This window comes from Sporolactobacillus kofuensis (assembly GCF_024125425.1).
GTDB lineage: Bacteria > Bacillota > Bacilli > Bacillales > Sporolactobacillaceae > Sporolactobacillus > Sporolactobacillus kofuensis.
Genome location: NZ_JAMXWN010000014.1, coordinates 54,318 through 75,767 on the forward strand (window position 1 = coordinate 54,318; position 21,450 = coordinate 75,767).

Sequence of the window (21,450 nt, forward strand, 5' to 3'; positions counted from 1 at the left end):
TTTAGTCTAATAATGTCAAAATAAAGAATATATAGAATTTATTTTATATTAATAAAGAAAAAAGTTGAACAAACCGCTGTTTCCAAATTGTGGAATACAAAAACAGGCATCCTCTGAGAAGAGTTTGCCTGTTTTCTAATGTTTAATAATTATGTCGTTCTATCTACTGATATCTCCTGCTATTTGACGCGTTTGATCCATTTTATTCCACCGCAATTGAACCAAATCATACTTTACAAGTTTCATACCCATATCATTAACTTTTTCCACAAACGTATCGGGAATTCCCACATATTCTGCCTCGTCAAGGTTTAATGCTATCGGTGCATGGCAATTGATTTCCGCTAATTCTCGAGATAATCGCAGCATATCAAGATCAGTGCTGATCTTCTTTTTTTGACCAGCAGGAAGCAGATCCAACTGATCGAGCAAATGCTCGATACTTCCAAATCGTTGAATAAGTTTCACAGCGGTTTTTTCACCAATTCCTCGAACTCCAGGGTAACCATCGCTTGAATCGCCCATCAATGCTTTCACATCGATGTACTGTAACGGTGTAACCCCATAATCTTCAGAAAACATTTGTTGGTTATAACTACGATAATTGCCATAACCCTTCTGTAATAAATCGACACGAATGCCTTGATCAAGGAGCTGTAACAAGTCTCGATCACCGGTCACGATCGAAACATCTGTCGTTTTGTGCATCGTTTTCGCAAGCGTTCCGATACAATCATCGGCTTCATATCCAGTTAAACCGACGTTTGGGATACCGAAAGCTTCGATCATATCTTTTGCAAGATCAAATTGTGGAACCATCTCAACCGGCGGTGCCGCACGATTCGCTTTATAGCCATCAAAGAGTTGATGCCGAAATGTTTTCGCGCCCATGTCCCAACATACTGCAACATGAGTTGGTTTTCTGTTGTTAAGAGCAAGGAGAAGATGACGCAAAAAGCCTTGCACACCATTGGTTGGAATACCTTGATCATTAAACATAAACTGTCCGGATGGCGCTGTTGCGTAAAAGGCACGGAACAACAAGGCCATGCCATCTACCAATAATAATTGCGATTGATTTGCCAAAAAAACGCCTCTCTTCAATAATTCTTTTTTTCATTATACCATGAACCTATATCTCCATTTATACCCGCCTGACTGTTTAAAAATAAACAGAATTGCGCTATGCTAGAAACATTCACTGAAATTGGAACCGATTAATTGGAGTGTTTATGAAAATGAAACGAATGTTCATCCTGGTTGCCGCTGTAGTTCTCGTTGCTCTAGCTGCCTATTTTGTTAGAGACAGGGATCAAGAGCATAAAGTGCGTACATCTGGAAGTCAACCGATTACTTCTGCCTTGCACAAAGACAATGTTGGTAAGCCGATGAAGCAGCAGATCCCGACCGTCTTTATTCATGGATGGAAAGGCTCAGAACGTTCGTTTAATACGATGTTTCAACGATTCAATCATCATTACATCGGACCACAAAGAGCTATGATTATACGCGTTGCCCCTAATGGTCACATCATCGTCATTGGCAAAATCACAAATCAGACCATGCCATTAATTCAAGTCATCTTTGTCGCCAACCACGAATCATTTGAAAAACAAGCATTTTGGTTGAAGCGTGTCTTTCGTATTCTCAAATCGGATGAAGGTATTTCACGTGTGAATGTTGTTACTCACTCCATGGGCGGTAAAGCTTTTACAGGATACCTAGAACATATTGATCATCCGAACTATTATCCAAGCGTTGATAAGTTTGTGGCGATTGCTGCTCCATTTGATTGGATCAACGGACCGCAAAATGAAGCAGACTATACTGTGCAGCAGCTAAAAAGGCACAGTTACCTTTATCAACATCGCCACCGTTTACCACAGGACTTGAAAGTTCTTGCTATTGCAGGAATTATGCATAACGCTCAAGAAGGTGATGGTGTTGTTGCCTTGCGTAGTGCTTTTTTTGGACGCTACTTCTTCAACCATGCTCATTATACTGAAAAAATTGTATACGGAGCAAAAGCCCAGCACAGTGAATTACATGAAAATCCGCAGGTTGATCAATTGGTTGCCCATTATTTGTGGCATATCAATCCTAAATGAAAAAGCAAGCATCGAAATCGATGCTTGCTTTTTCATTTCAAATCAATTTGTCAAAGGGAATACGACGGTTGATCGCATACATAATCGGGGCCCCAACAAGCATTACTGCGCACTCACCAGCGGCTACACTCAGCCAAGTCAGTATGAATGGCATATGGAATACAATTGATAATTCCCAGGCGATGATGCACATCGTTAATGTGAAAATTGCTGTATTGATTATCATGCGTCCCCATATATTTTTGACATACTTTGATACGAGTATTGTGATCAGAAGTGCCAGCACCGATTGACCAGTGCCAAAGATCAAGTCGTATGGAAGCAGGGGTGAGAAGAACAAGTTACCAATAAATACACCGCAAATGATGCCCCAAAAATAGTTCTTGTTGAACACAACAAGATGGTTAAGCATCTCCGCAATCCGAAATTGTACGGCAGAAAAACTAATTGGCTGTAGGAAAAAAGTAAGCACAATATATAACGCCGCAATAATTGCGTTGACCGCAAGCGTTCTCAATCTCATTTGATCATTTCCTTCCTAGTTTTTTGATAGACGTGGGAGGGTTTCGAACCACGTGAGCATGATGCCCAAACTATTCCATTTTAATCAATCTCTACTTTTTGTCAAATAATCCATGGAAGAAGAATGTGTTAAATTTTTCTCGGCTGAGGCTTCTGTTGCTTGCTTGCCGCGTGCATCTTGCACCAAGTCACTTTTCAAACCGTTCAAATCTTTCAGCACATTATCCCTCCGAAAAACTTTTTACACAAACCAATTTGAAAGCATTTAAATCTTAATCGAAATAAAAAGTCACTCTCTATACAGAGAGTGACTTTGGATTCACTTAGAGTTGATTTACAATTATTCTTCGCGGTTAGACATCGTAATCATCAAAATAAATCGAATCAATTCCATAACCGACACAAGCGCTGCGGCAACATAAGTCATTGCAGCGGCAGAAAGCACTTTCTTCGCTTGTTTTTGTTCGTCTTGTTGGACAATACCTAATGAAACGATTTGCTTCAGAGCACGTCCGGAAGCATCAAATTCTACAGGCAATGTTACTAATTGAAAAAGAACGGCAGCCGCAAAGAAAATCACACCAAGCGTTGCGAGTTGAAAGGCTCCAAGTATGACACCAGCAATGATTAGGATATATGAGAGATTAGAGCCAATATTTGCGACAGGCACAAGTGCGCTCCGAACACGCATAAAAGTATAATCGTTTGCGTCCTGAATAGCGTGGCCAACTTCATGCGCCGCTACTGCTGTTCCAGCAATTGAAGCCCCATGGTAAATATCTGTTGATAGATTAACTGATTTATCCCGTGGATCATAATGATCCGTTAGAGAACCGGCTACTTCACGCACTGTAACATCATACAGCCCATTTTCATCCAGTATCTTCCTTGCTGTCTGAGCTCCACTCATCCCGGTCGAATTATTTACTTCTGAATAACGAGAATACGTGGATTTCACGCGCATTTGCGCCCAAAGAGGGATCAGCATTAATGCGGCCAAATAAATCAGGTATTGGATCATGCACATTCCTCCAGAACTGCTCATTTAAAGAATGCTCAAGGGGCATCTGAACTCAGGCACACGTATCATAGCAGCATTTACCTTTGCTCATAACCCGATTGAACATACTCCTTATAGTCAATTTTAGTCAAACTGTGCTTTCTTGTCAAAAAATTAATAAATTTTTCCGATATTCATCGTGTGCTTCTGCGCACGTGCTCAGCCATGTATCTCCTCCAAGATGTGTAACACAGCACGGAAATCACCAAAGCGCCCATTGCGCCTACAGGTATGATGATGTCTTCCTTTAGATCAGGCGATTGCTCGAAAGCCAGACTAAGTTCATGGTCAATAACATTAAGCTGTTGTATTCTCGTGTTTGTTTTTATATCAAGCAGTCGTTTCCCCGAGAAAGTAGTAATTCTCTTGTCAACAAGATTAACTGCATCTCGTTGTCCATCGATCACCATGGCCGGATAAATCAGCGCGTACTTGTCAAGAAATTGGTTCAATGCATGTTGAAATCGGTCGGTATCTCGATCTTTAAGAGCGCTTTTCATTGACGTCAAAGGTGCAGTCACCTCTGTGTGCAGACTCTTCCATAATGGCTGCCCATTTGTTGTGAGTGCATCAAAACACAAACGGAGTGAAGCAGCAGCGTTCACACGCTCACTTTGTTCAGCATCATCAGTCAAAAATAATTTAAGCTTCACTAGTGCGGTTTTGATCGTTCGACTGTCTTGCTCCGAATAGTGAACATCAATTTTGTCCCATTGCTTGCTCAATTCATCTAATAAACTGGTCGCTGCGCCAATTTGATTTGCGTCAGTATATTCGAATATACGATCGGATAACGTAACCAAATGCTCAGTTTGGTTTCTTAGAACATCCTGTTCGCTCTCTGCATGAATCTGTGCGGGGAATGCAAAGAAAAGAATCAAGAAGCATAGCAAAGCAAATCGATTGGCTTTCATCGCTTGTCCTCCCTTGAACTCCTTGGTAGCACTATATGATTTCAAGGACAAGAGTAGACCAATCTCATTAAAACCTTTGTTCGGGATGAATCAACGAGATATTGAACATCGAGATCAACTTGGCTGTTTGTTTTTTTCTTGATTTAATGAAATGAGTTGTTCTGATAAAACGTAAAAGCGTTCTTTATCACCATTATCGAGCGCCTGATTAATGGCTTCAGTTAGGCGAGAAGTCGTAAAAGTCTGCTCAGCCTTACCTGCCGTATACTCTGCTAACTGACCGTATTTTTCATGAACATCAACGGTATTATTTGGATTTTCCTCTAACACAGAAAAATAAATCGGTGACTGTCGCACGTCTTCGATGTCCAATTCTATATAAATCTCTTCCTGCTGATTCATTCTTAAATCATGAAATGCCTTTTCCGGATCCCCTGTGCTGACTGAAGCTTTAAAGTAGCGAAAGTTTGGTTTGTTTTTCGACGGATGTGTAAGAATCATCGAACGGGTACACCCTTCAACATCATCGACAATATGAATCATGCCCAATAACTGGTCATTACTCATGAGATAGTGAATGAGCCAAATAATTTCACGGTTAACCAGTAGATGACGATCTAATACCCATCGAAGAAAGCTTTTCTTCTGTACATTGGATACCACTTGTTCCATTCTAACGTCCCTCCCTGATCACTAAGATTCAGTAGTTAGGATATTCGCTATTCATGTTCAATCATCCTGCTTCAATCGTTCAACAAATGCAGCCAAATCTTGATTCTCAGGGCTTAACTGAGCCGCCTTTGCAAGATGCTTGAGTCCCTCATCTCTTTTGCCTGTTTCTCTTAAAAATCCACCATATTCCTGCAGAAAGTCAGGATTCTCTGAGAAATGTTGTGCACATGACGCATAAAGTGTTCCTGCTTTCTTCACTTCATCCGTCTGATTATAGGCAGTTGCAAGAAACCACTGCAGCATCGGATCATCAATTTCTAATGGTTCAAGAAGCTGAATTACGGTTTCATAATCTTCATCTTGCACTTTTATCTCAATAAGATGTGTTAATGCCTCACTATTTTCAGGATTAAGGTCAAGGCATTGTTGAAAAAAGTGACTAGCTTTTTCATTCTGGTGTGTTTTTGCGGCTAATCTACCCGCTGTCTCAAAAAGTCGATCATTATATTCATCATGTTCAAGTCCAGCTTCAGCACTTTCTAATGCTTTACCCAACTGTCCCTCATGTTCATATGCCTCAGCAAGAACAGGATATAAAGTACTGTACCCAGGATCCATGTCCTTTAATGTACTTAATGCTTTAATCGCTTTCTTGTGATCCTGAATACGCATTGCAGTAACAGCATATCCGAATAATCCGTCAAGCGTTTTTTCTTTTTTCAAACCCTTCTCATATGCTTGCAACGCGGTCTCAAAATTACCACTTAAACTTAATGCTTCAGCAAGCTTGAGCTGTATATTCTGATCAATGAGTTCAGGATCATCTTTGACCTCTATAAAGCAGTCGACTGCTTTACTTGCCTGGCCGGTTGAAAGATACAGTTCACCAAGTGCAAGAATCAATACCGGTTGATGGGGTGCTTGTTTCAGTGCACCAAGTAGTTTATGCTCAGCAACCTCATCAAGCCCCTCCATTTGATAGAGGTCTGCAAGCATGACTTGTGCACTTAAGAAATTTTCATCCAGTGGATGGATACGTTGCAAATCGTTAATGGCTTTTGATTCTTCATTTTTATCAATCAGTAGTTCAGAATGTTGTAAAATGAGTTCACTATCATTCGGATAGCGTTTCAACAGTAAATCATAGACCTTCTCAGCATCTTCTAAAAAACCAAATTGCTGATAAAGCGAAGCTACGCCGAATAACTCATTGTCATCTCCTTCATGAAGCAATTCATGAAGCATTTGCAGCCCTTCATCAGTCTGACCACTTTCAAGCAAAGCATGAGCAGTTTCTAAATTAGTCATCGAACCATTCCTCCGTTATTCATGAGCCGAACATTTCTCTTCTTAAGCCATCATAATCAACTTAACAGTTAACTTCAAGAAATCCGGCACTCGGTACAAAAAGTGATCTTCATAATCAATTGCATCTTCTCTATTCAATGAAACCCTTGCCTGATATAAAACAAGCAAGGGTTTCATTGAACTTTTAAATTTTTGCTGATCGTTAAATGCATTACTCGTCTAATGCTCATCCTAATCGCTATGAGCTTGTCACTTTGTTTCCGATCAAACAAATTTTTCATAAAAAAAAGTATCTGTTGATCGTAATTGATAAGATGATGCATTAAATATTTGCTCTGTACTGCCAACAAAAAGAATACCTTGTGGCTTAAGTGCATCACTCAACTTATGATATAGTGTCTTCTTACCATCTTCAGTAAAATAGATAAGCACATTTCGACAAACAATCAAGTCAAAGCGGCCAGGACTCGGATCCCTCAGTAAATCATGATGAAGGAATTGAATCGTTTGTTTCAAACGGCTATCAACATAATAAAGCATATCTTTTTCTGTAAAATATTGCCGTTCTTCCTGAGTAAGCGGTTCTAAAGCTTTTCCTAAATAGGCACCTTCCATTGCTCGATCAAGTACGATCTGATCAAGATCGGTGGCTACGATCGAGAAATTAAGTTTAGGATAATATTTACTGAGCAAAATCGCCAATGAGTAGGGTTCTTCACCTGTTGAACATGCTGCACTCCATACACTGATCGGTTTACCGGTTAATGCTCTTGAGCGAATTTTATTTTCAAGTACAGTCCACCTGGGACGATTTCGAAAAAATTCGGTTACATTAATCGTCATTCTACTTAGAAATTCTTTTAGTAATGGTTTCTCTTCTTTGAGCCTGTTAAAGTAAGCCTGAAAAGTTGGAATCTCTTTTCGCAATCTGAGCGATGTTAACCGTCGTCTCATTTGTTCCTCTTTGTATAGAGAAAGATCAATACCTGTTAGCTGAAAGATTTCTTGTTTAAATCGCTTATAATCCTGATCAGTAGAGCTGTCCATCGACTGTACACCTACCTGCGCAACTTGATCTAATTCTACTTCCTCATGCGTTAATTACGAACTCCTCATCCTGAAAAAATAGATGAATTTCACGTTCTGCATTTTCAGGAGAATCCGAGCCATGAATAACATTACGGTTCATTCGGGTTGCATAATCACCGCGAATTGTTCCAGGTGTAGCTTTTTCAGGATCCGTAGAACCCATCATAAATCTCGAAAGTTTAATGATATCTTCACCTTCCCAAACCATTGCGAATACAGGTCCGGAGGTCATAAATGTTGTTAGGTCTTGATAATAAGGACGTCCTTCATGCTCATAATAATGCTTTTTAACCAATTCATCAGAAATAACCATCAATTTTCCTGCTATCATTTTAAATCCTTTGGCTTCAAAACGTGCAATGATGCTACCAATCAAACCTCTTCTTACACCATCTGGTTTGATCATCAAAAATGTTCTCTCCATCTTCATCATACTCCTCTTGGACCCACAACCCTCTCAATAATTAGTTCTTAGAGAGATTTGGAGCCTTGATTAATAGTTTCGTGTACCAATATAATCGGCAATTTCTTTTAATGACTGTGTCACTTTTATCTGTGGTAACTGATCTAATATATCCCGACTTTTTTGCAAATAAGCATCACTCATTCGTTCAGAAGCTTGAATGGCACCAGATGTCCGGATTGCTTGAATGATCTGATTCCATTTAAGATCAGTGGCAGAATCGTCTTCGAGGGCGGAAATAATCGTGTCCTTTAAACCGAACACGTTCATAGCAAAGTACGTTGGAAGCGATATATTCCCGTTTTTCAAGTCGCCCCCAGCTGGCTTTCCCAATTGCTTTTCTGAGCCAACAAAGTCAAGAATATCATCTGTAATCTGATAGCTCATACCCATATAATAACCAAAATAATAGAGTTTCTTACTCACTGATGATGAACAACCTGATGCGAGTGCACCTAACTGGCAACTAAGCGCCATTAACAGTGCTGTCTTTCGTTTGATTCGTCTCAGATAAACACGGAGATTCTGATGATAATTATAGAGATCCTTTATCTGATCAATTTCACCGAGGCTCAAATCACGGATGACTTTAGAAATGCTGAGATGGACTTCCTCATTATTAAAATCTGAGATGAGTTCAATTGCTTTTGCAAAGATGTAATCACCGGTGAACATCGCAACACGATTATCCCATTTTGCCTTAACAGTAGGTTTGCCCCGTCGCAGATCTGAGTCATCGACAACATCATCATGGACAAGGGAAGCCATGTGTATGAGCTCAAGCATGACTGCAGCTTCCCTTACCTGATCGTGTTCCGGATCCCCGTATTGAGCACAAAGTAAAGTTAGAAGCGGGCGAATGCGTTTTCCTCCAGCCTTGAGCAATTCTAGAGACGCTTCTTTCAGTATTGGATCTGGGGCTTGGAGGACAACCTCCAGGCGCTTTTCAACACTTTTTAAATTTCTCTTTTGTTCGATATAAATACTGGATAGAGTCATCTCTTTCACCTTTCGTTACTCAGTGCTAGTTCCTCTATTGGAGATTCTGTTTCATATCAATTGTTTAATTCGCTCGTACTCGGTTTTGTGGCCGAGTGTATAGCGGCTATCCCGCCCATTAATGAAACAACGGATACGTTCTTGAATCCAGCATTCAAGAATAACTTTGTGAGTGTTTCTTGATCTGGAAATTTCGATGCTGATTCATTTAGCCAAGCATATTCTTTATAACTTCCGGCAAAGATTTTGCCAAGAATTGGCATGATGAATCGAAAATACAAAAAATAAAGTTGTCTATAAACCGGAATCTTTGTCTGTGAAGTTTCCAGGCAGACAATTGTTCCTCCAGGACGAAGTACTCTGTTCATTTCTTTCAATACGGTTAAATAATCTGGAACATTTCTTAATCCGAAGCCTATTGTTGCACGATCAAACGAATCATTTTCATATGGGATGTTCATCGCATCTCCATTCACAAGATTGACATTTTCAACTTGTGCTGCTTCTTTCTTAGATTGTGCAATTTTCAACATGTTATCGCTGAAGTCCAATCCAATGACTTTTCCTTTAGGACCGACTGTCTCAGCGAGCGAAAGTGTCCAATCCCCGGTGCCGCAGCAAACGTCTAGGACTCGCTCACCTTTCCGAGCGTCAACAATTTGGTCAGCTCGGTGACGCCATGCTTTATGTCGGTTAAAACTAATCAGCGAATTCATTGCATCGTACTTTTTATATATTTTTTGAAATACACGATGTACTTTCTCATGCTTTTCTGCTTGGTTCATTATTTTCAAAGTTCCTTTCTTTAACACCCTTCAATGATCTTACGCTCTCTTCGATGCAGGAATTCAGTGATCTGAGACAGGAGCACTGTCGGATTTTCCAAAGTGTTCACCGTGTCGACAAACTGATCTCCTTTTGTCTTAATTTCAGTTTCAAGTTTCTTGATGAGTGTAGCTTTTTCCTCGCCAGACTCAGTTAATAAGTAACCACTCGTACGATCAGCATTTTCCTGTTTTCTCTTTTCTACAAGCAAACGCTTGATTAGGAAGAAGTTGCTTAGTATCGGTATAAAATGTGCATAGCCTAATTGAGTTGCAATTTTGGACACCAATGCACTTTCAATAATTCTTATTGAATCGATTTTCTGCGCCCAATTCAGACTTGCTTTTCCATAAAAAAAGCGACTTTTTTGCACATTGAAATTCTGGATCGCTTCAGCGACCCATTTTACAACTTCACGTTTAGAATGACGGACAAGTGTATAGTAATAAAGTGCACTGTAAAAATCGCCTGATAATACGGTTAGCTGTCTTTTCTTTACTACATCTTTATCCCTAATTGGCGATACAGTCATGGTTTCATGTGTATTTAAGCCGATTTCAGCAAGCATGACACTTATCGCGCAAGTACGAGCCATTGCAGTTGTCTCTGAGTGCCGAAACATGAGATAGTAGATCATAAGTTTATCACGATCAATGGTTGGTTTCGGCATATTTTTCTGAACATATGGGTGATTCATTTCATGCAGAAGCTGATGATAAACCAACTCCGCTTCTTCATAAATCGACAATACAGTGCCCCCCAAACAATAAGTCAAGTCTTCGAGGTTCATGAGTTCATCCAATTAAAACAGCAGCTATCTAATTATTCTGAAGAAATTGTACCATGTTTTGTCTGGATGGTGGCTTTTCCATGTACTTTAATGGCTGAAGTATGTTCGGTGAATTGTGCAATCATTACTTCACCTTTATCTAATTTCTCCGTATGAAAGAAACGTGTCTCAGATCCCCGAGTCAACCCGATAACATTAACTCCATCAGCTTCAGCTTTTATAACAAAGTAATCACCTAATACTTCTTCATTTCTTAATTCCATCGACCGTCCCTCGCCTTCAGGTATCAATTAATGATTGATTAACGACATTGCTTCTGCTCTAGCGGTTGCATCATTCTGAAAAACACCTCGAACAGCCGAGGTGATCGTTTTCGCCCCTGGCTTCTTGACACCGCGCATGGTCATGCACATGTGTTCCGCCTCGACGACAACAATCACGCCGTATGGGCGCAAAGTTTCAACGATACTGTTTGCAACTTCAGTTGTTAACCGTTCTTGAAGTTGCGGACGTTTCGCAACCGCCTCAACTGCACGTGCCAATTTACTGAGCCCGGTTACACGACCACCTCTTGGTATGTACCCCACATGTGCCTTTCCGAAGAAGGGAACAAGATGATGCTCACACATTGAGTAAAAGGGAATATCCTTCACGAGCACAAGTTCTTCATGTGCTTCGTCAAATGTCTTCGACAAATACTCTTTTGGATCTTGCTGCATACCTTGGAATATTTCCTCATACATGCGTGCTACGCGTTGAGGTGTCTCAAGCAGTCCGTTTCGATCAGGATCTTCACCAATAGCTTCCAAAATCATTCTGACTGCTTTCTCTATCTTTTCATGATCCACATTCACAAATGGTTGCCTCCCAGTTTATCCTGCCCACAAGCAGAAACAAAAACAAATCATTCATCCCGCACTATTCATGGGTAAATACATCGTCCACTGATCATATATATGTAATCGCTATACTACTAGCCTAATAAAAAAGTTTAGCATAGGCAAACTTAAAAATAAAGGAAAGTTAATCTTGTCTCATTATTTCATTCAAATCGTGCAGTTATTTTCTTTTTGATCATTCAAAAAGAGCCATCCGAAAAGGATGGCCCCTGCTTACTTACGTCCTATGTACTTTGCAGATCATTGGACGGCTTCTTTCAGTGCTTTACCAGGCTTAAATGCTGGAACTTTGCTTGCGCTGATTTCGATTTCTTCGCCCGTTTGAGGATTGCGTCCTTTGCGAGCAGAACGTTCGCGAACTTCAAAGTTGCCAAATCCGATTAATTGAACTTTGCTTCCACTCTTTAAAGCATCAGCAATCGTTGAGAGGACAGAATCAACAGCTTTTGTAGCATCCTTTTTTGACAGATCAGCAGATTCTGCAACTGCAGTAATCAATTCAGTCTTATTCAACACTTTCACCTCCTTAAAAAGGAATGACTCCCTTTTTGCGCTGGATGAAACATCAACAACGCTTATCATATACGATGTGATGGAAGAATTCAACAGCTTTTATAAAAATATTGCCATATCCATGCCTTTTTAATCTCTTTTTGACCAAACAAGTGAATTAGTCTCCCGTATTCACTTCCAATTTAATCCATATGCATCATTTTCATTATATCCGCAATCTCTACTCACCCATTGACTTTCTATAAAAGAAAAAGACCCCCTTATGGGATCTTCATTCGTTTAGATCTATTGATTATAAAATGATGGCGATTAAACCGCCGGAGCCCTCGTTAATAATCCTTTCCAGTGTCTCTTTAAGCTTATAGCGTGCATTTTCAGGCATCTGTGCAAGCTTTGCAGAAATACCTTCACGAACAATGGAATTCAATGAGCGTCCAAAGATGTCTGAATTCCAGATTGATAACGGATCATCTTCGAAATCCTGCATCAGGTATCGAACAAGTTCCTCACTCTGTTTCTCAGTACCAATGATCGGTGCGAATTCCGATTCAACATCAACTTTAATCATATGAATCGATGGTGCCACTGCTTTCAGACGAACACCGAACCTTGAGCCCTGTTTAATAATCTCAGGTTCATCAAGACTCATATCGCTAATCGAAGGGGCTGCGATCCCGTATCCGGTCTGTTTCACCATTTTAAGCGCATCAGAAACTTGATCATATTCTCTTTTTGCATAGGCGAAATCTTGCATCAGCTGCAAGAGGTGATCCTTCCCGCGAATTTCCACTCCGACAACCTCTTTCAAAACCTGGTCATAGAGATTATCCGGTGCAAACAAATCAATCTCCGCAGTCCCTTTCCCCATTTCAATTCCTGAGAGCTGTGCATTTTCAATGAAATCATATTGTCCGAACGTACCGACCACACGATCGACATCGCGTAAACGTTTAATATCTTTAACTGTTTCCTTCACAGCATCTTCATAGCTCTTCCGCAGCCAATGCTCATCCTTTAGGACCATTACCCAGCTCGGAAGGTTCACGTTTACCTCAAGGACAGGAAATTCAAAGAGTGCTTCTCGTAAGATATTATTGATATCATGCTCGGTTATGTTTTCCACGCTCTGAGCAAGGACTGGAATGTCATACTTCTCTGTCAGTTCTTTTCGCAGAGCCTCTGTTTCGGGATGATACGGATGTGTCGAGTTGATAATTAGAATAAATGGCTTTCCGACCTCTTTGAGTTCATCAACAATTCGTTCTTCGGCTTCAACATAATCATCTCTGCCAATTTCCCCAATGGATCCATCCGTAGTGATGACTACGCCCAGCGTTGAATGTTCTTGGATCACTTTTCTTGTCCCTATTTCAGCGGCTTCCTGAAATGGAATCGGTTCATCATACCAAGGTGTGTGCACCATGCGCGGACCATTTTCATCCTCAAATCCTTTTGCACCTTTTACTGCATAGCCAACGCAATCCACTACTCGAATGTTGACATCAAGCCCTTCCTCAACCGTCACTTTCACCGCATGATTGGGAATAAATTTAGGCTCTGTTGTCATAATTTGCTTACCTGCTGCACTTTGAGGCAGTTCATCTTTTGCACGCACACGGTCGGCCTCATCTTCAATGTTCGGCAAGACAACAAGTTCCATGAATTTCTTGATAAACGTTGATTTTCCTGTCCGAACTGCGCCGACAACGCCTAAATAGATATCCCCACCGGTTCGTTCAGCAATGTCCTTGAAAATGTCCACTCGTTCAAGTTTTTCCAAAGTTGGCACCCTCCCGCTCCTCCTTCTGCAATAAATGACCTCGGTGATCGTTCTAACATATGACTTTGTCCATTGAATAGACCATTAAAAATTGGACTCTCCGAAGCGATGTATTCCAAAATGGGCCAGCAGCATTTTCCAGCCGCCTATCCCTATTAAAATATTGTCCAATCGTTTTTTTATGCCTGTTATGTATAAAAAAAGTAGGAGAAAACTGAAAAAGTTTTCCCCTACATGACTAAGTCCTTCCACACCTTTTGCGCTCTTGCAGAATGATTGATGCACCTATACTTTATGCTATTCCTACTTCTTTTGCTGCTGACGACGGCCCATTGCTATTGTTTTGGGCCGAAAAATTTTGACAGAGATGAGAAGCTGCTTGGTAAATTACCAGAAGTAATGGCTTTCACAATAGCCTCTTCCTTTTCCTTCGTCACCGGGACACCGGCAGTGCTCCCAATTCTGGCAATCAATTCTTTGACCACCTTGGGATCGCTGAAATCAGCATTTGATACAGAATTGGCGATCTCTAAGATATCCTCTTTCTTCACGTTCGTCTTCTTTTCAATGTTATCAAAAAAAGGATTATTGGAATTCAATGAACGTCCTCCTTTTCCCTGCATTCCTTACATGGTATGCGGAAAAAGGAATGCTGTGCTCACGCTTCGTGTTCACGCACAATTTTTTCTTCGAGACTATGTGTTAGTGGTGCAATTTCATCCTTTTTATCACGGCACATTAATTCTTCAACCGCTTCCTTGGGATGTTTTCCATCAAACAGTACTTGATAGATTTCTGAAGTAATCGGCATTTCAACGTTCAATTTCTTCGCCAAGGCATACGCGGCTTCAGCTGTACGCACACCTTCAACGACCATACCCATTTGATTGAGTACAGCATCTAATTTTTCACCTTTACCCAGCATGTTTCCGGCTCGCCAGTTTCTGCTGTGTACGCTTGTACAGGTGACAATTAAATCACCCATTCCGGTTAGTCCTATAAAGGTCAACGGATGTGCGCCCATTTTCGTGCCGAGTCTGGAAATCTCTGCAAGTCCACGTGTAATCAACGCTGCTTTCGCATTGTCCCCAAATCCGAGTCCATCAAGCATTCCGGCACCTAGTGCGATAATATTCTTCAGAGCACCGCCAATCTCAACACCGACTATATCTTCATTGGTATACACACGGAAGTAGTGGTTGAAGAACAAGTCTTGTGCTTTTTTTGCTGCAACGAGATCAGTAGATGCAACGGCGACCGTTGTCGGATGACACAGGGAAACCTCCTCCGCATGGCTCGGGCCGGAAAGGACAACAACAGCTGTTCTGAGTTCTTCTGGAATCTCCTCTTCAATGACTTCGGACATTCTTTTAAAGGACCCTGGCTCTATGCCCTTAACCCCATGAATAAAAAGGAGCGGCTGTTTCAAACAATGATTAATTTGTTTTAAAACATCCCGCATTGCTTTCGCTGGAACAACGAGTACTACTGCTGCTGCCCGATCCAAAGCCGCCTGTAAATTATCCGTGCCTACTATATGCTCAGACAATGTAACACCGGGTAGATATTTTTCATTCGTATGCTTTTCAGATATCTCGTCTGCCTGCATTTTCCGATGACTCCACAAAGCGACTTGATGCCCATTATCTGCAAGTACCATAGAAAGTGCTGTTCCCCAGCTACCTGCTCCAAGTACCGCAATCTTTTTCATTGTAATTCCTCCTTGTTCTATTCACTGGATCTTATTGAAAAAGTTTCAAGCCTGGGCTTTCTTATGGCCGAGTTTGTTTTCTTCACCATGAATAAGGCGATTTATGTTTGCCCTATGTTGATAGAAAGCAAGAATGGTGATACAAAATGCAACAATGAGAACACCTGCAGAGTAATGATTTAACACCCATCCGAGTATAGGAGTCATCAGGAGAAAAAAGAGTGATCCTAATGAGACAAATCGAGTTAGAGCAATGATTAGAATGGTGATAACTCCGGCAATAAGTGCATAGAGAGGCATAATCATGAAAAAGACTCCAATAGTCGTAGCAACACCTTTGCCTCCTTTAAAGCCGAAGTACACCGGAAAATCGTGGCCGATAATCGCTGCTAGTCCAGAACATGCGACCGCCCAATCATCAATACCTAACCCTCGTGCAATCAGCACACAGACAATACCTTTTAGAACATCCAGAATAAGTACACCAAGAGCTGGTCCGGTCCCAAGTACACGCATGGTATTGGTTGCACCTGCGTTACCGCTTCCGGTTTTGCGAATATCGATCTTTTTTATTTTCTTCGTAATAATATAGCTGAAACTAATTGACCCGATTAAATATGAAATAATGATCGATAACGCGATCAACATCATTTAGCATCTCCTCTTACTTTTCATTCTTTTTTCGTGATAAAATTTTGATTGGTGTACCGATAAATCCGAAAGTTTCCCGGATCCGATTTTCAATATGTCTTACGTAAGAAAAATGTAAAAGTTCCGGATCATTGACAAAGAGTACAAACACCGGCGGGCGAACGGCAACTTGTGTCGTATAGTAAATTTTCAGACGTCTACCTTTATCGGATGGCGGCGGTGTCATGGCAACAGTGTCCATGATGCAATCATTAAGCAAGCTTGTCTGAACGCGCAAACTATGATTTTCTGCAACTTGCTGGATGACCGGCAAGATCTGATCCACACGACTTCCGGTCAGCGCGGATAAGAATACAATCGGTGCATAATCAATAAATTGAAATTGCTCACGGATTTTCTTTTTAAACTTGTCCATTGTCTTGCCATCTTTTTCTACGGCATCCCACTTATTGACAACGATAACCATTGCTCGTCCTGCATCATGAGCATAGCCGGCAATTTTCTTATCTTGTTCAATGATGCCTTCTTCCCCATTAATTAGCAAAAGAACAACATCAGATTCTTCAATTGAACGCTGAGCTCGCAACACACTATATTTCTCGGTCTTCTCGTAGACTCTTCCGCGTCTGCGAATCCCGGCCGTATCAACAATGACAAAGTTTTGACCATCACGTGTAAATGGTGTATCAATCGCGTCACGAGTCGTTCCTGCAATATCACTAACGATGACACGTTCTTTTCCTAGTATTGTGTTCACTAATGATGACTTACCAACATTAGGACGCCCAATTAATGCAAAACGAATCGCTCCGTCTTCATCATCATTTATTCCTACTGAAGGAAATTTTTCAACGACAGCATCGAGCAAGTCACCAATTCCTAATCCATGTGCACAAGAGATCCCATAAGGATCACCGAGTCCCAGTGAATAGAATTCGTACACTTGTTCCCGCTGCTTGAAGTTATCCAGTTTATTCACACCGATAACAACCGGTTTCTTTGAACGTCTCAAGAGTTGAGCGACAGCTTCATCTGCATCTGTGATTCCTGTCTTTCCATCAACAATAAAGAGAATTACATCGGATTCGTCAACAGCGATTTCAGCCTGAGCACGCATTTGAGCGAGCAGAGGCTCATCACCAATTTCAATACCACCGGTATCAATGACATGGAACTCATAATTGAGCCATGAACCGTTTCCATATAAACGATCTCGTGTGACGCCGGGCTTATCCTCGACTATGGCCATACGGCCACCAACCAGTCGATTGAATAACGTTGATTTTCCTACATTCGGTCTGCCGACAATCGCAATTGTGGGTTTAGACATAATGTTCCTCCTTAAAACAAACCTGATCAAGCATGTTTTATTTTTATTAATTGTTTGGGCTTTGTTAAAAACTGTTGTTGTATTTTTACTGTATTTGCCATATGTTCACACGCTCATCAGAAACGATCCGGCAGGCGCCGCACACATTGCCTTTTAATCAGAAAAACAACATTAAATCTTATCATAAAAATTGTTTTAAACTTTTAAAGTGCACGCACCGAATTCTTCGCATAAAATAAACCTTTCCTTTAAGAGGAGAGGTTCAATGAACGTGCTCGTGTTTCGGCGAGGCACCTCTATCTGTTATACCCGACATGATCAGTTTGCATACAGTCGGATTAGAGAGCAACTAGAGTTGAAGCCTTGAAGAAGCGGAAAAAGAAGAAAGCAGTACAGTGCCTTCATCTTTTTCCGCTTCATGAATCACCAATCATTAATCTTATTTATATTTTTTCAATTGCTCACCAATCATATCACCAAGTGAAAAACCAGTTGCTGCTTCTTCAATCTCAGGAGTTTCTTGAGGAAGTTCTGCTTGTTTTTCCAATTTCGGTTCTTCAAGTGCTTTAATGCTTAGTGATACGCGTTGTTCATCAAAGTTTACATCCAATACTTTAACTTTGATCGATTGACCTTCTGACAGCACTTCTTCAGGTGTACCAATGTGGTCATGGGAAATTTCAGAAATATGAACCAAGCCTTCTACTCCTGGAATTAATTCAACGAATGCACCAAAAGGAACGAGGCGTTTCACTGTGCCTTCAATGACATCACCAGCATGGATCTTTGTTGCTGCTGTTTCCCAAGGACCAGGTTGCGCTGCTTTGATTGAAAGGGAAATTCGTTCATTTTCCGGATCAACCCCGAGAACTTTCACTTTAACTTTATCACCTTCTGAAACAACTTCAGATGGTGTCCCAACATGATAATGAGCGAGCTGAGAAATGTGAACGAGTCCGTCAACACCGCCGATATCAATAAACGCACCAAAATCAGTTAAGCGCTGAACTGTCCCCTCAAGAATTGCGCCTTCTTTGATTGATTGAAGCGTTTCGATCTTTCTTTTATCAGCAGCTTCATCGAGAACTGCACGGTGTGATAAAATAACTTTACGTTTTTCACGATCGAGTTCAACGATTTTCACATCAAGAGGCTTGCCTTTATAGTCGCTGAAATCTTCAACAAAGTGGCGTTCAACCAATGAAGCAGGAATAAATCCACGAACACCAAGATCAACAACAAGACCGCCTTTAACAACATCTGCAATTTCTACAGAAAAGGTTGTCTTCTCATTGAATTTCTTTTCTAAGTCGTCCCAGGATCTGTCTGCGTCAACTTCCCGCTTTGACAAAACCAATTCATCATCTTCCAATTTAGTAACTTTAACGCTTACTTCATCACCTTCGTGAAGAAGATCAGCAACTTTTTCAACATGCAGGCTTGAGAGTTCGCTTATTGGCAATATGCCGTCAACTTTATATCCAACATCAACTAACGCATGTTTTTCTTCAACTTTTGTAACTTTTCCGCTGACTACATCTCCAACATTCAATGCATCAAAAGACGCCATTTCATGATTTACTTCTTCAACCATTCTCCGGGACCTCCTTTAATTAACCAGACGAGAAAATATCCTAACCCTAACTTCTTACAATTAGACGTATTTGTCAAGCAGTTGGACCTGTGTGCTCATCAAGTAATGCTTGAATATGCTCCATAACCACCGTAGTCGCCTCAGAAGATTTCAGCCTTTGATCTTTCATTATTGTAGTATCGATCGGTGTTCCAAAAATAATCTTCATTTTACTACGGAATTTATACGTTCCAATAATCGCACATGGAACAACAACAGCGTCCGTTTTCAAAGCAAAAAAACCGGCACCTGACAACCCTTTCTTCATTCGTGAATGTTCTAGATTTCGATGACCTTCCGGAAACATCAAAAGTACATGTCCGTCTCGAAGTAGCTCAAGTGCAGTCCGAATTGCTCCACGATCACCTGCACCGCGTCGTACCGGAAACGCGCGTAAATGCCAAAAAATCCATCCAATCAAGGGTATTTTAAAAAGTTCTGCCTTAGCGAGGAAACTAAGTTTTCGTTTCATGCTCACACCGACAAATGGTGGGTCAAAGTTTGACATATGATTACTGCAGATCAGCACGCCGCCCTGCTCAGGAATATTTTCACTCCCGATTACAGTGATTTTAAAAAGCACGTGATAAATAACGTTTACAATTGGTTTTCCGATCGAATAGAGATTCAAGATAGCTGTTTCTCCTTTACCAATTGAAGAATTTTCTCAACAACCTCATCAATACTTAGCGAAGTCGTATCAAGGGCAATGGCATCTTCAGCTTTAACAAGTGGAGAAACCTCGCGCTCCATATCTTTTTTATCTCTTAAAGCGATCGCTTCTTTTAATGATTCAAGAGAAGGTTGCAATCCTTTTCGCTCTTCCTCACGAAATCTTCTGATCGCGCGCTCGTCAACTGAAGCGATTAAAAAGATTTTCACTTGGGCGTTCGGCAACACATGGGTACCGATATCGCGACCATCCATTACTACGCTACAGGATTCTGCCATTTTGCGCTGACGGCTTACCATCTCCACTCTGACTTCCTCAAAAGAAGAAACAAGCGATACATGCGCCGATACCTCGGGATAACGGATACGCTCCGTAACATCCTCATGATCAACGAAAACCTTCTGACCGTCTCCCTCCTGAACAAGATCAATCTCAGTATGATCAAGCAACTGTTTCAAAAGATGCCCATCATTTAAGTCTGTTTCCGTTTTAAGTGCTTTATATGTGAGCGAACGGTACATCGCCCCAGTGTCAATGTAAATATAACCTAATGTCTTCGCAGCAATCTTTGCAACCGTGCTTTTCCCCGCAGCAGCCGGACCATCAATGGCCACTTGAAATAACCTCTCCATGTCTCTTCTTACTCCCATCTTTCTTAACTCATTCATTAACTGCAAACTTTCGAACGTGTGTCACCTTTTTATTTTCCAGAACGGAAATGTTTATGTGACTCTAATTCTAGAAGTTTTTTTCTTGATTCGAGTTGTTTTTCAAAACAAAATCGGATAATCGGCTGACGTTCTCTATCGGAATCAGTTACGAATTGAATGGACGCACGCTTTCCTGAGGTAAGCTTGTCTGTAAAAATGCGAACGATAACGCCTCGCATCTTAATATACTGATAAGCGCCTATATTATTTGGCAGGCTGATCCAAACGTCTACCGTATCATTTTCCTCAATCTCTGCCTGTTCAGGTAAAAGAATTAATACGCCACCACCACCAATATCACTGGTTAATGCTGTGAACGGCTGAAAAGCTGATTGGGATGAATGAATAGCGATATCTACACTAGCTTCCACCCGAACAAAATTACGGCGCTGAATGCCAATCATTTTATCTTCACCGTCAAAGCTCATAAGCATGAGGGGAACCTGACTGGCAATGCGGTGCACAAATGTCGTTTGAAATCGGTACACTTGTTTGTCGATCACGTATTCGGCTGTGAATACGGCACCATTAATAAAAAGCGGCGTTTTTCCTGTCTCTTCATCAATGGGGTAATCGATCATCAATGCATTTTCCTTTACTTCAGCAATCTTACAGCGATACCGCTTCGTTTGATTCTGATTATCTTTTTGATCGAGAATCAGTGTTTCTCCGATTTTTAATTTCATAGCCGTATCCCCAAACCAATTGAAAATACTCTTTAAGCATAACCAAAATCCAATTATTACCAAGAGCCTAATATACAGTTCCCATTATACATTAGAAGACTTGGTTCAGCCAAG

General features: G+C 40.9%; 25 protein-coding genes and 1 riboswitch. Of the genes, 1 reads left to right on the forward strand and 24 read right to left on the reverse strand.

The features are described from left to right. Positions 1-159: 159 nt before the first annotated feature. Complete coding sequence (locus NIE32_RS11520) at positions 160-1,086, reverse strand: 5'-3' exonuclease (RefSeq protein WP_253077047.1); 927 nt, start codon at positions 1,084-1,086, stop codon at positions 160-162. 152 nt (positions 1,087-1,238) lie between these two features. Here NIE32_RS11520 and NIE32_RS11525 point away from each other — a divergent pair, with 152 nt between their 5' ends. Continuing rightward, positions 1,239-2,108 (forward strand): alpha/beta hydrolase, encoded by an 870-nt coding sequence (locus NIE32_RS11525; protein WP_253077048.1) that lies wholly within the window; start codon positions 1,239-1,241, stop codon positions 2,106-2,108. Between the two features lie 37 nt (positions 2,109-2,145). Here NIE32_RS11525 and NIE32_RS11530 read toward each other — a convergent pair whose 3' ends face one another. From NIE32_RS11530 to NIE32_RS11635, 23 genes are all read right to left on the reverse strand, one after another. Beyond that, the gene (locus tag NIE32_RS11530) at positions 2,146-2,631 is read right to left on the reverse strand and encodes a QueT transporter family protein (protein WP_253077049.1); all 486 of its coding nucleotides are present in this window, start codon (positions 2,629-2,631) and stop codon (positions 2,146-2,148) included. A gap of 9 nt (positions 2,632-2,640) precedes the next feature. Next, positions 2,641-2,689, reverse strand: a riboswitch (PreQ1 riboswitch). A 26-nt stretch (positions 2,690-2,715) separates the two neighbouring features. After that, positions 2,716-2,850 carry a hypothetical protein gene (locus NIE32_RS14285; RefSeq protein ID WP_290443602.1) on the reverse strand — a complete coding sequence of 45 codons (135 nt, stop codon included), beginning with the start codon at positions 2,848-2,850 and terminating at the stop codon, positions 2,716-2,718. A 120-nt stretch (positions 2,851-2,970) separates the two neighbouring features. Then, positions 2,971-3,651, reverse strand: coding sequence for a zinc metallopeptidase (locus NIE32_RS11535; RefSeq protein WP_253077050.1), 681 nt, complete (start codon positions 3,649-3,651; stop codon positions 2,971-2,973). A gap of 173 nt (positions 3,652-3,824) precedes the next feature. Further along, positions 3,825-4,604 (reverse strand): sporulation protein YpjB, encoded by a 780-nt coding sequence (locus tag NIE32_RS11540; protein ID WP_253077051.1) that lies wholly within the window; start codon positions 4,602-4,604, stop codon positions 3,825-3,827. 114 nt (positions 4,605-4,718) lie between these two features. After that, on the reverse strand, positions 4,719-5,276 hold the full coding sequence (locus NIE32_RS11545; RefSeq protein ID WP_253077052.1) for a YpiB family protein: 558 nt from the start codon (positions 5,274-5,276) through the stop codon (positions 4,719-4,721). 57 nt (positions 5,277-5,333) lie between these two features. Beyond that, positions 5,334-6,584, reverse strand: coding sequence for a tetratricopeptide repeat protein (locus tag NIE32_RS11550; RefSeq protein WP_253077053.1), 1,251 nt, complete (start codon positions 6,582-6,584; stop codon positions 5,334-5,336). A gap of 264 nt (positions 6,585-6,848) precedes the next feature. Continuing rightward, entirely contained in the window at positions 6,849-7,631 is a 783-nt protein-coding gene (locus NIE32_RS11555) for a CheR family methyltransferase (RefSeq protein WP_253077054.1), read from the reverse strand. A 43-nt stretch (positions 7,632-7,674) separates the two neighbouring features. Continuing rightward, entirely contained in the window at positions 7,675-8,097 is a 423-nt protein-coding gene (gene ndk, locus NIE32_RS11560; protein ID WP_253077055.1) for a nucleoside-diphosphate kinase, read from the reverse strand. Positions 8,098-8,166: 69 nt separating this feature from the next. Then, positions 8,167-9,135, reverse strand: a complete 969-nt coding sequence (locus NIE32_RS11565) for a polyprenyl synthetase family protein (RefSeq protein WP_253077056.1) — start codon at positions 9,133-9,135, stop codon at positions 8,167-8,169. Positions 9,136-9,191: 56 nt separating this feature from the next. Then, a complete protein-coding gene (locus NIE32_RS11570; protein WP_253077057.1) occupies positions 9,192-9,920 on the reverse strand; it encodes a demethylmenaquinone methyltransferase in 729 nt (242 codons plus the stop codon). Positions 9,921-9,940: 20 nt separating this feature from the next. Continuing rightward, entirely contained in the window at positions 9,941-10,708 is a 768-nt protein-coding gene (locus tag NIE32_RS11575) for a heptaprenyl diphosphate synthase component 1 (protein WP_253077058.1), read from the reverse strand. Positions 10,709-10,782: 74 nt separating this feature from the next. Then, positions 10,783-11,013 carry a trp RNA-binding attenuation protein MtrB gene (gene mtrB / locus NIE32_RS11580; RefSeq protein ID WP_253077059.1) on the reverse strand — a complete coding sequence of 77 codons (231 nt, stop codon included), beginning with the start codon at positions 11,011-11,013 and terminating at the stop codon, positions 10,783-10,785. Positions 11,014-11,040: 27 nt separating this feature from the next. Next, complete coding sequence (folE, locus tag NIE32_RS11585) at positions 11,041-11,604, reverse strand: GTP cyclohydrolase I FolE (RefSeq protein ID WP_354327379.1); 564 nt, start codon at positions 11,602-11,604, stop codon at positions 11,041-11,043. A 285-nt stretch (positions 11,605-11,889) separates the two neighbouring features. Beyond that, positions 11,890-12,162 (reverse strand): HU family DNA-binding protein, encoded by a 273-nt coding sequence (locus NIE32_RS11590; protein WP_253077060.1) that lies wholly within the window; start codon positions 12,160-12,162, stop codon positions 11,890-11,892. A gap of 292 nt (positions 12,163-12,454) precedes the next feature. After that, positions 12,455-13,942 (reverse strand): stage IV sporulation protein A, encoded by a 1,488-nt coding sequence (gene spoIVA / locus NIE32_RS11595; protein WP_253077074.1) that lies wholly within the window; start codon positions 13,940-13,942, stop codon positions 12,455-12,457. 335 nt (positions 13,943-14,277) lie between these two features. Continuing rightward, entirely contained in the window at positions 14,278-14,541 is a 264-nt protein-coding gene (locus NIE32_RS11600) for a stage VI sporulation protein F (RefSeq protein ID WP_253077061.1), read from the reverse strand. A 59-nt stretch (positions 14,542-14,600) separates the two neighbouring features. After that, positions 14,601-15,653: an NAD(P)H-dependent glycerol-3-phosphate dehydrogenase gene (locus NIE32_RS11605; RefSeq protein ID WP_253077062.1), complete on the reverse strand. Its 1,053-nt coding sequence runs from the start codon at positions 15,651-15,653 to the stop codon at positions 14,601-14,603. Positions 15,654-15,698: 45 nt separating this feature from the next. Further along, the gene (plsY, locus tag NIE32_RS11610) at positions 15,699-16,301 is read right to left on the reverse strand and encodes a glycerol-3-phosphate 1-O-acyltransferase PlsY (protein WP_253077075.1); all 603 of its coding nucleotides are present in this window, start codon (positions 16,299-16,301) and stop codon (positions 15,699-15,701) included. 16 nt (positions 16,302-16,317) lie between these two features. After that, positions 16,318-17,634 carry a ribosome biogenesis GTPase Der gene (gene der / locus NIE32_RS11615; RefSeq protein WP_253077063.1) on the reverse strand — a complete coding sequence of 439 codons (1,317 nt, stop codon included), beginning with the start codon at positions 17,632-17,634 and terminating at the stop codon, positions 16,318-16,320. A gap of 439 nt (positions 17,635-18,073) precedes the next feature. Next, positions 18,074-19,228, reverse strand: coding sequence for a 30S ribosomal protein S1 (gene rpsA / locus NIE32_RS11620; RefSeq protein WP_253077064.1), 1,155 nt, complete (start codon positions 19,226-19,228; stop codon positions 18,074-18,076). A 73-nt stretch (positions 19,229-19,301) separates the two neighbouring features. Continuing rightward, entirely contained in the window at positions 19,302-19,898 is a 597-nt protein-coding gene (locus tag NIE32_RS11625) for a lysophospholipid acyltransferase family protein (protein WP_253077065.1), read from the reverse strand. Next, entirely contained in the window at positions 19,895-20,572 is a 678-nt protein-coding gene (gene cmk / locus NIE32_RS11630) for a (d)CMP kinase (RefSeq protein ID WP_253077066.1), read from the reverse strand. Before cmk ends, NIE32_RS11625 begins: the two co-directional genes overlap by 4 nt. Positions 20,573-20,640: 68 nt before the next feature. Next, positions 20,641-21,336 (reverse strand): flagellar brake protein, encoded by a 696-nt coding sequence (locus NIE32_RS11635; RefSeq protein WP_253077067.1) that lies wholly within the window; start codon positions 21,334-21,336, stop codon positions 20,641-20,643. Positions 21,337-21,450: the final 114 nt, after the last annotated feature.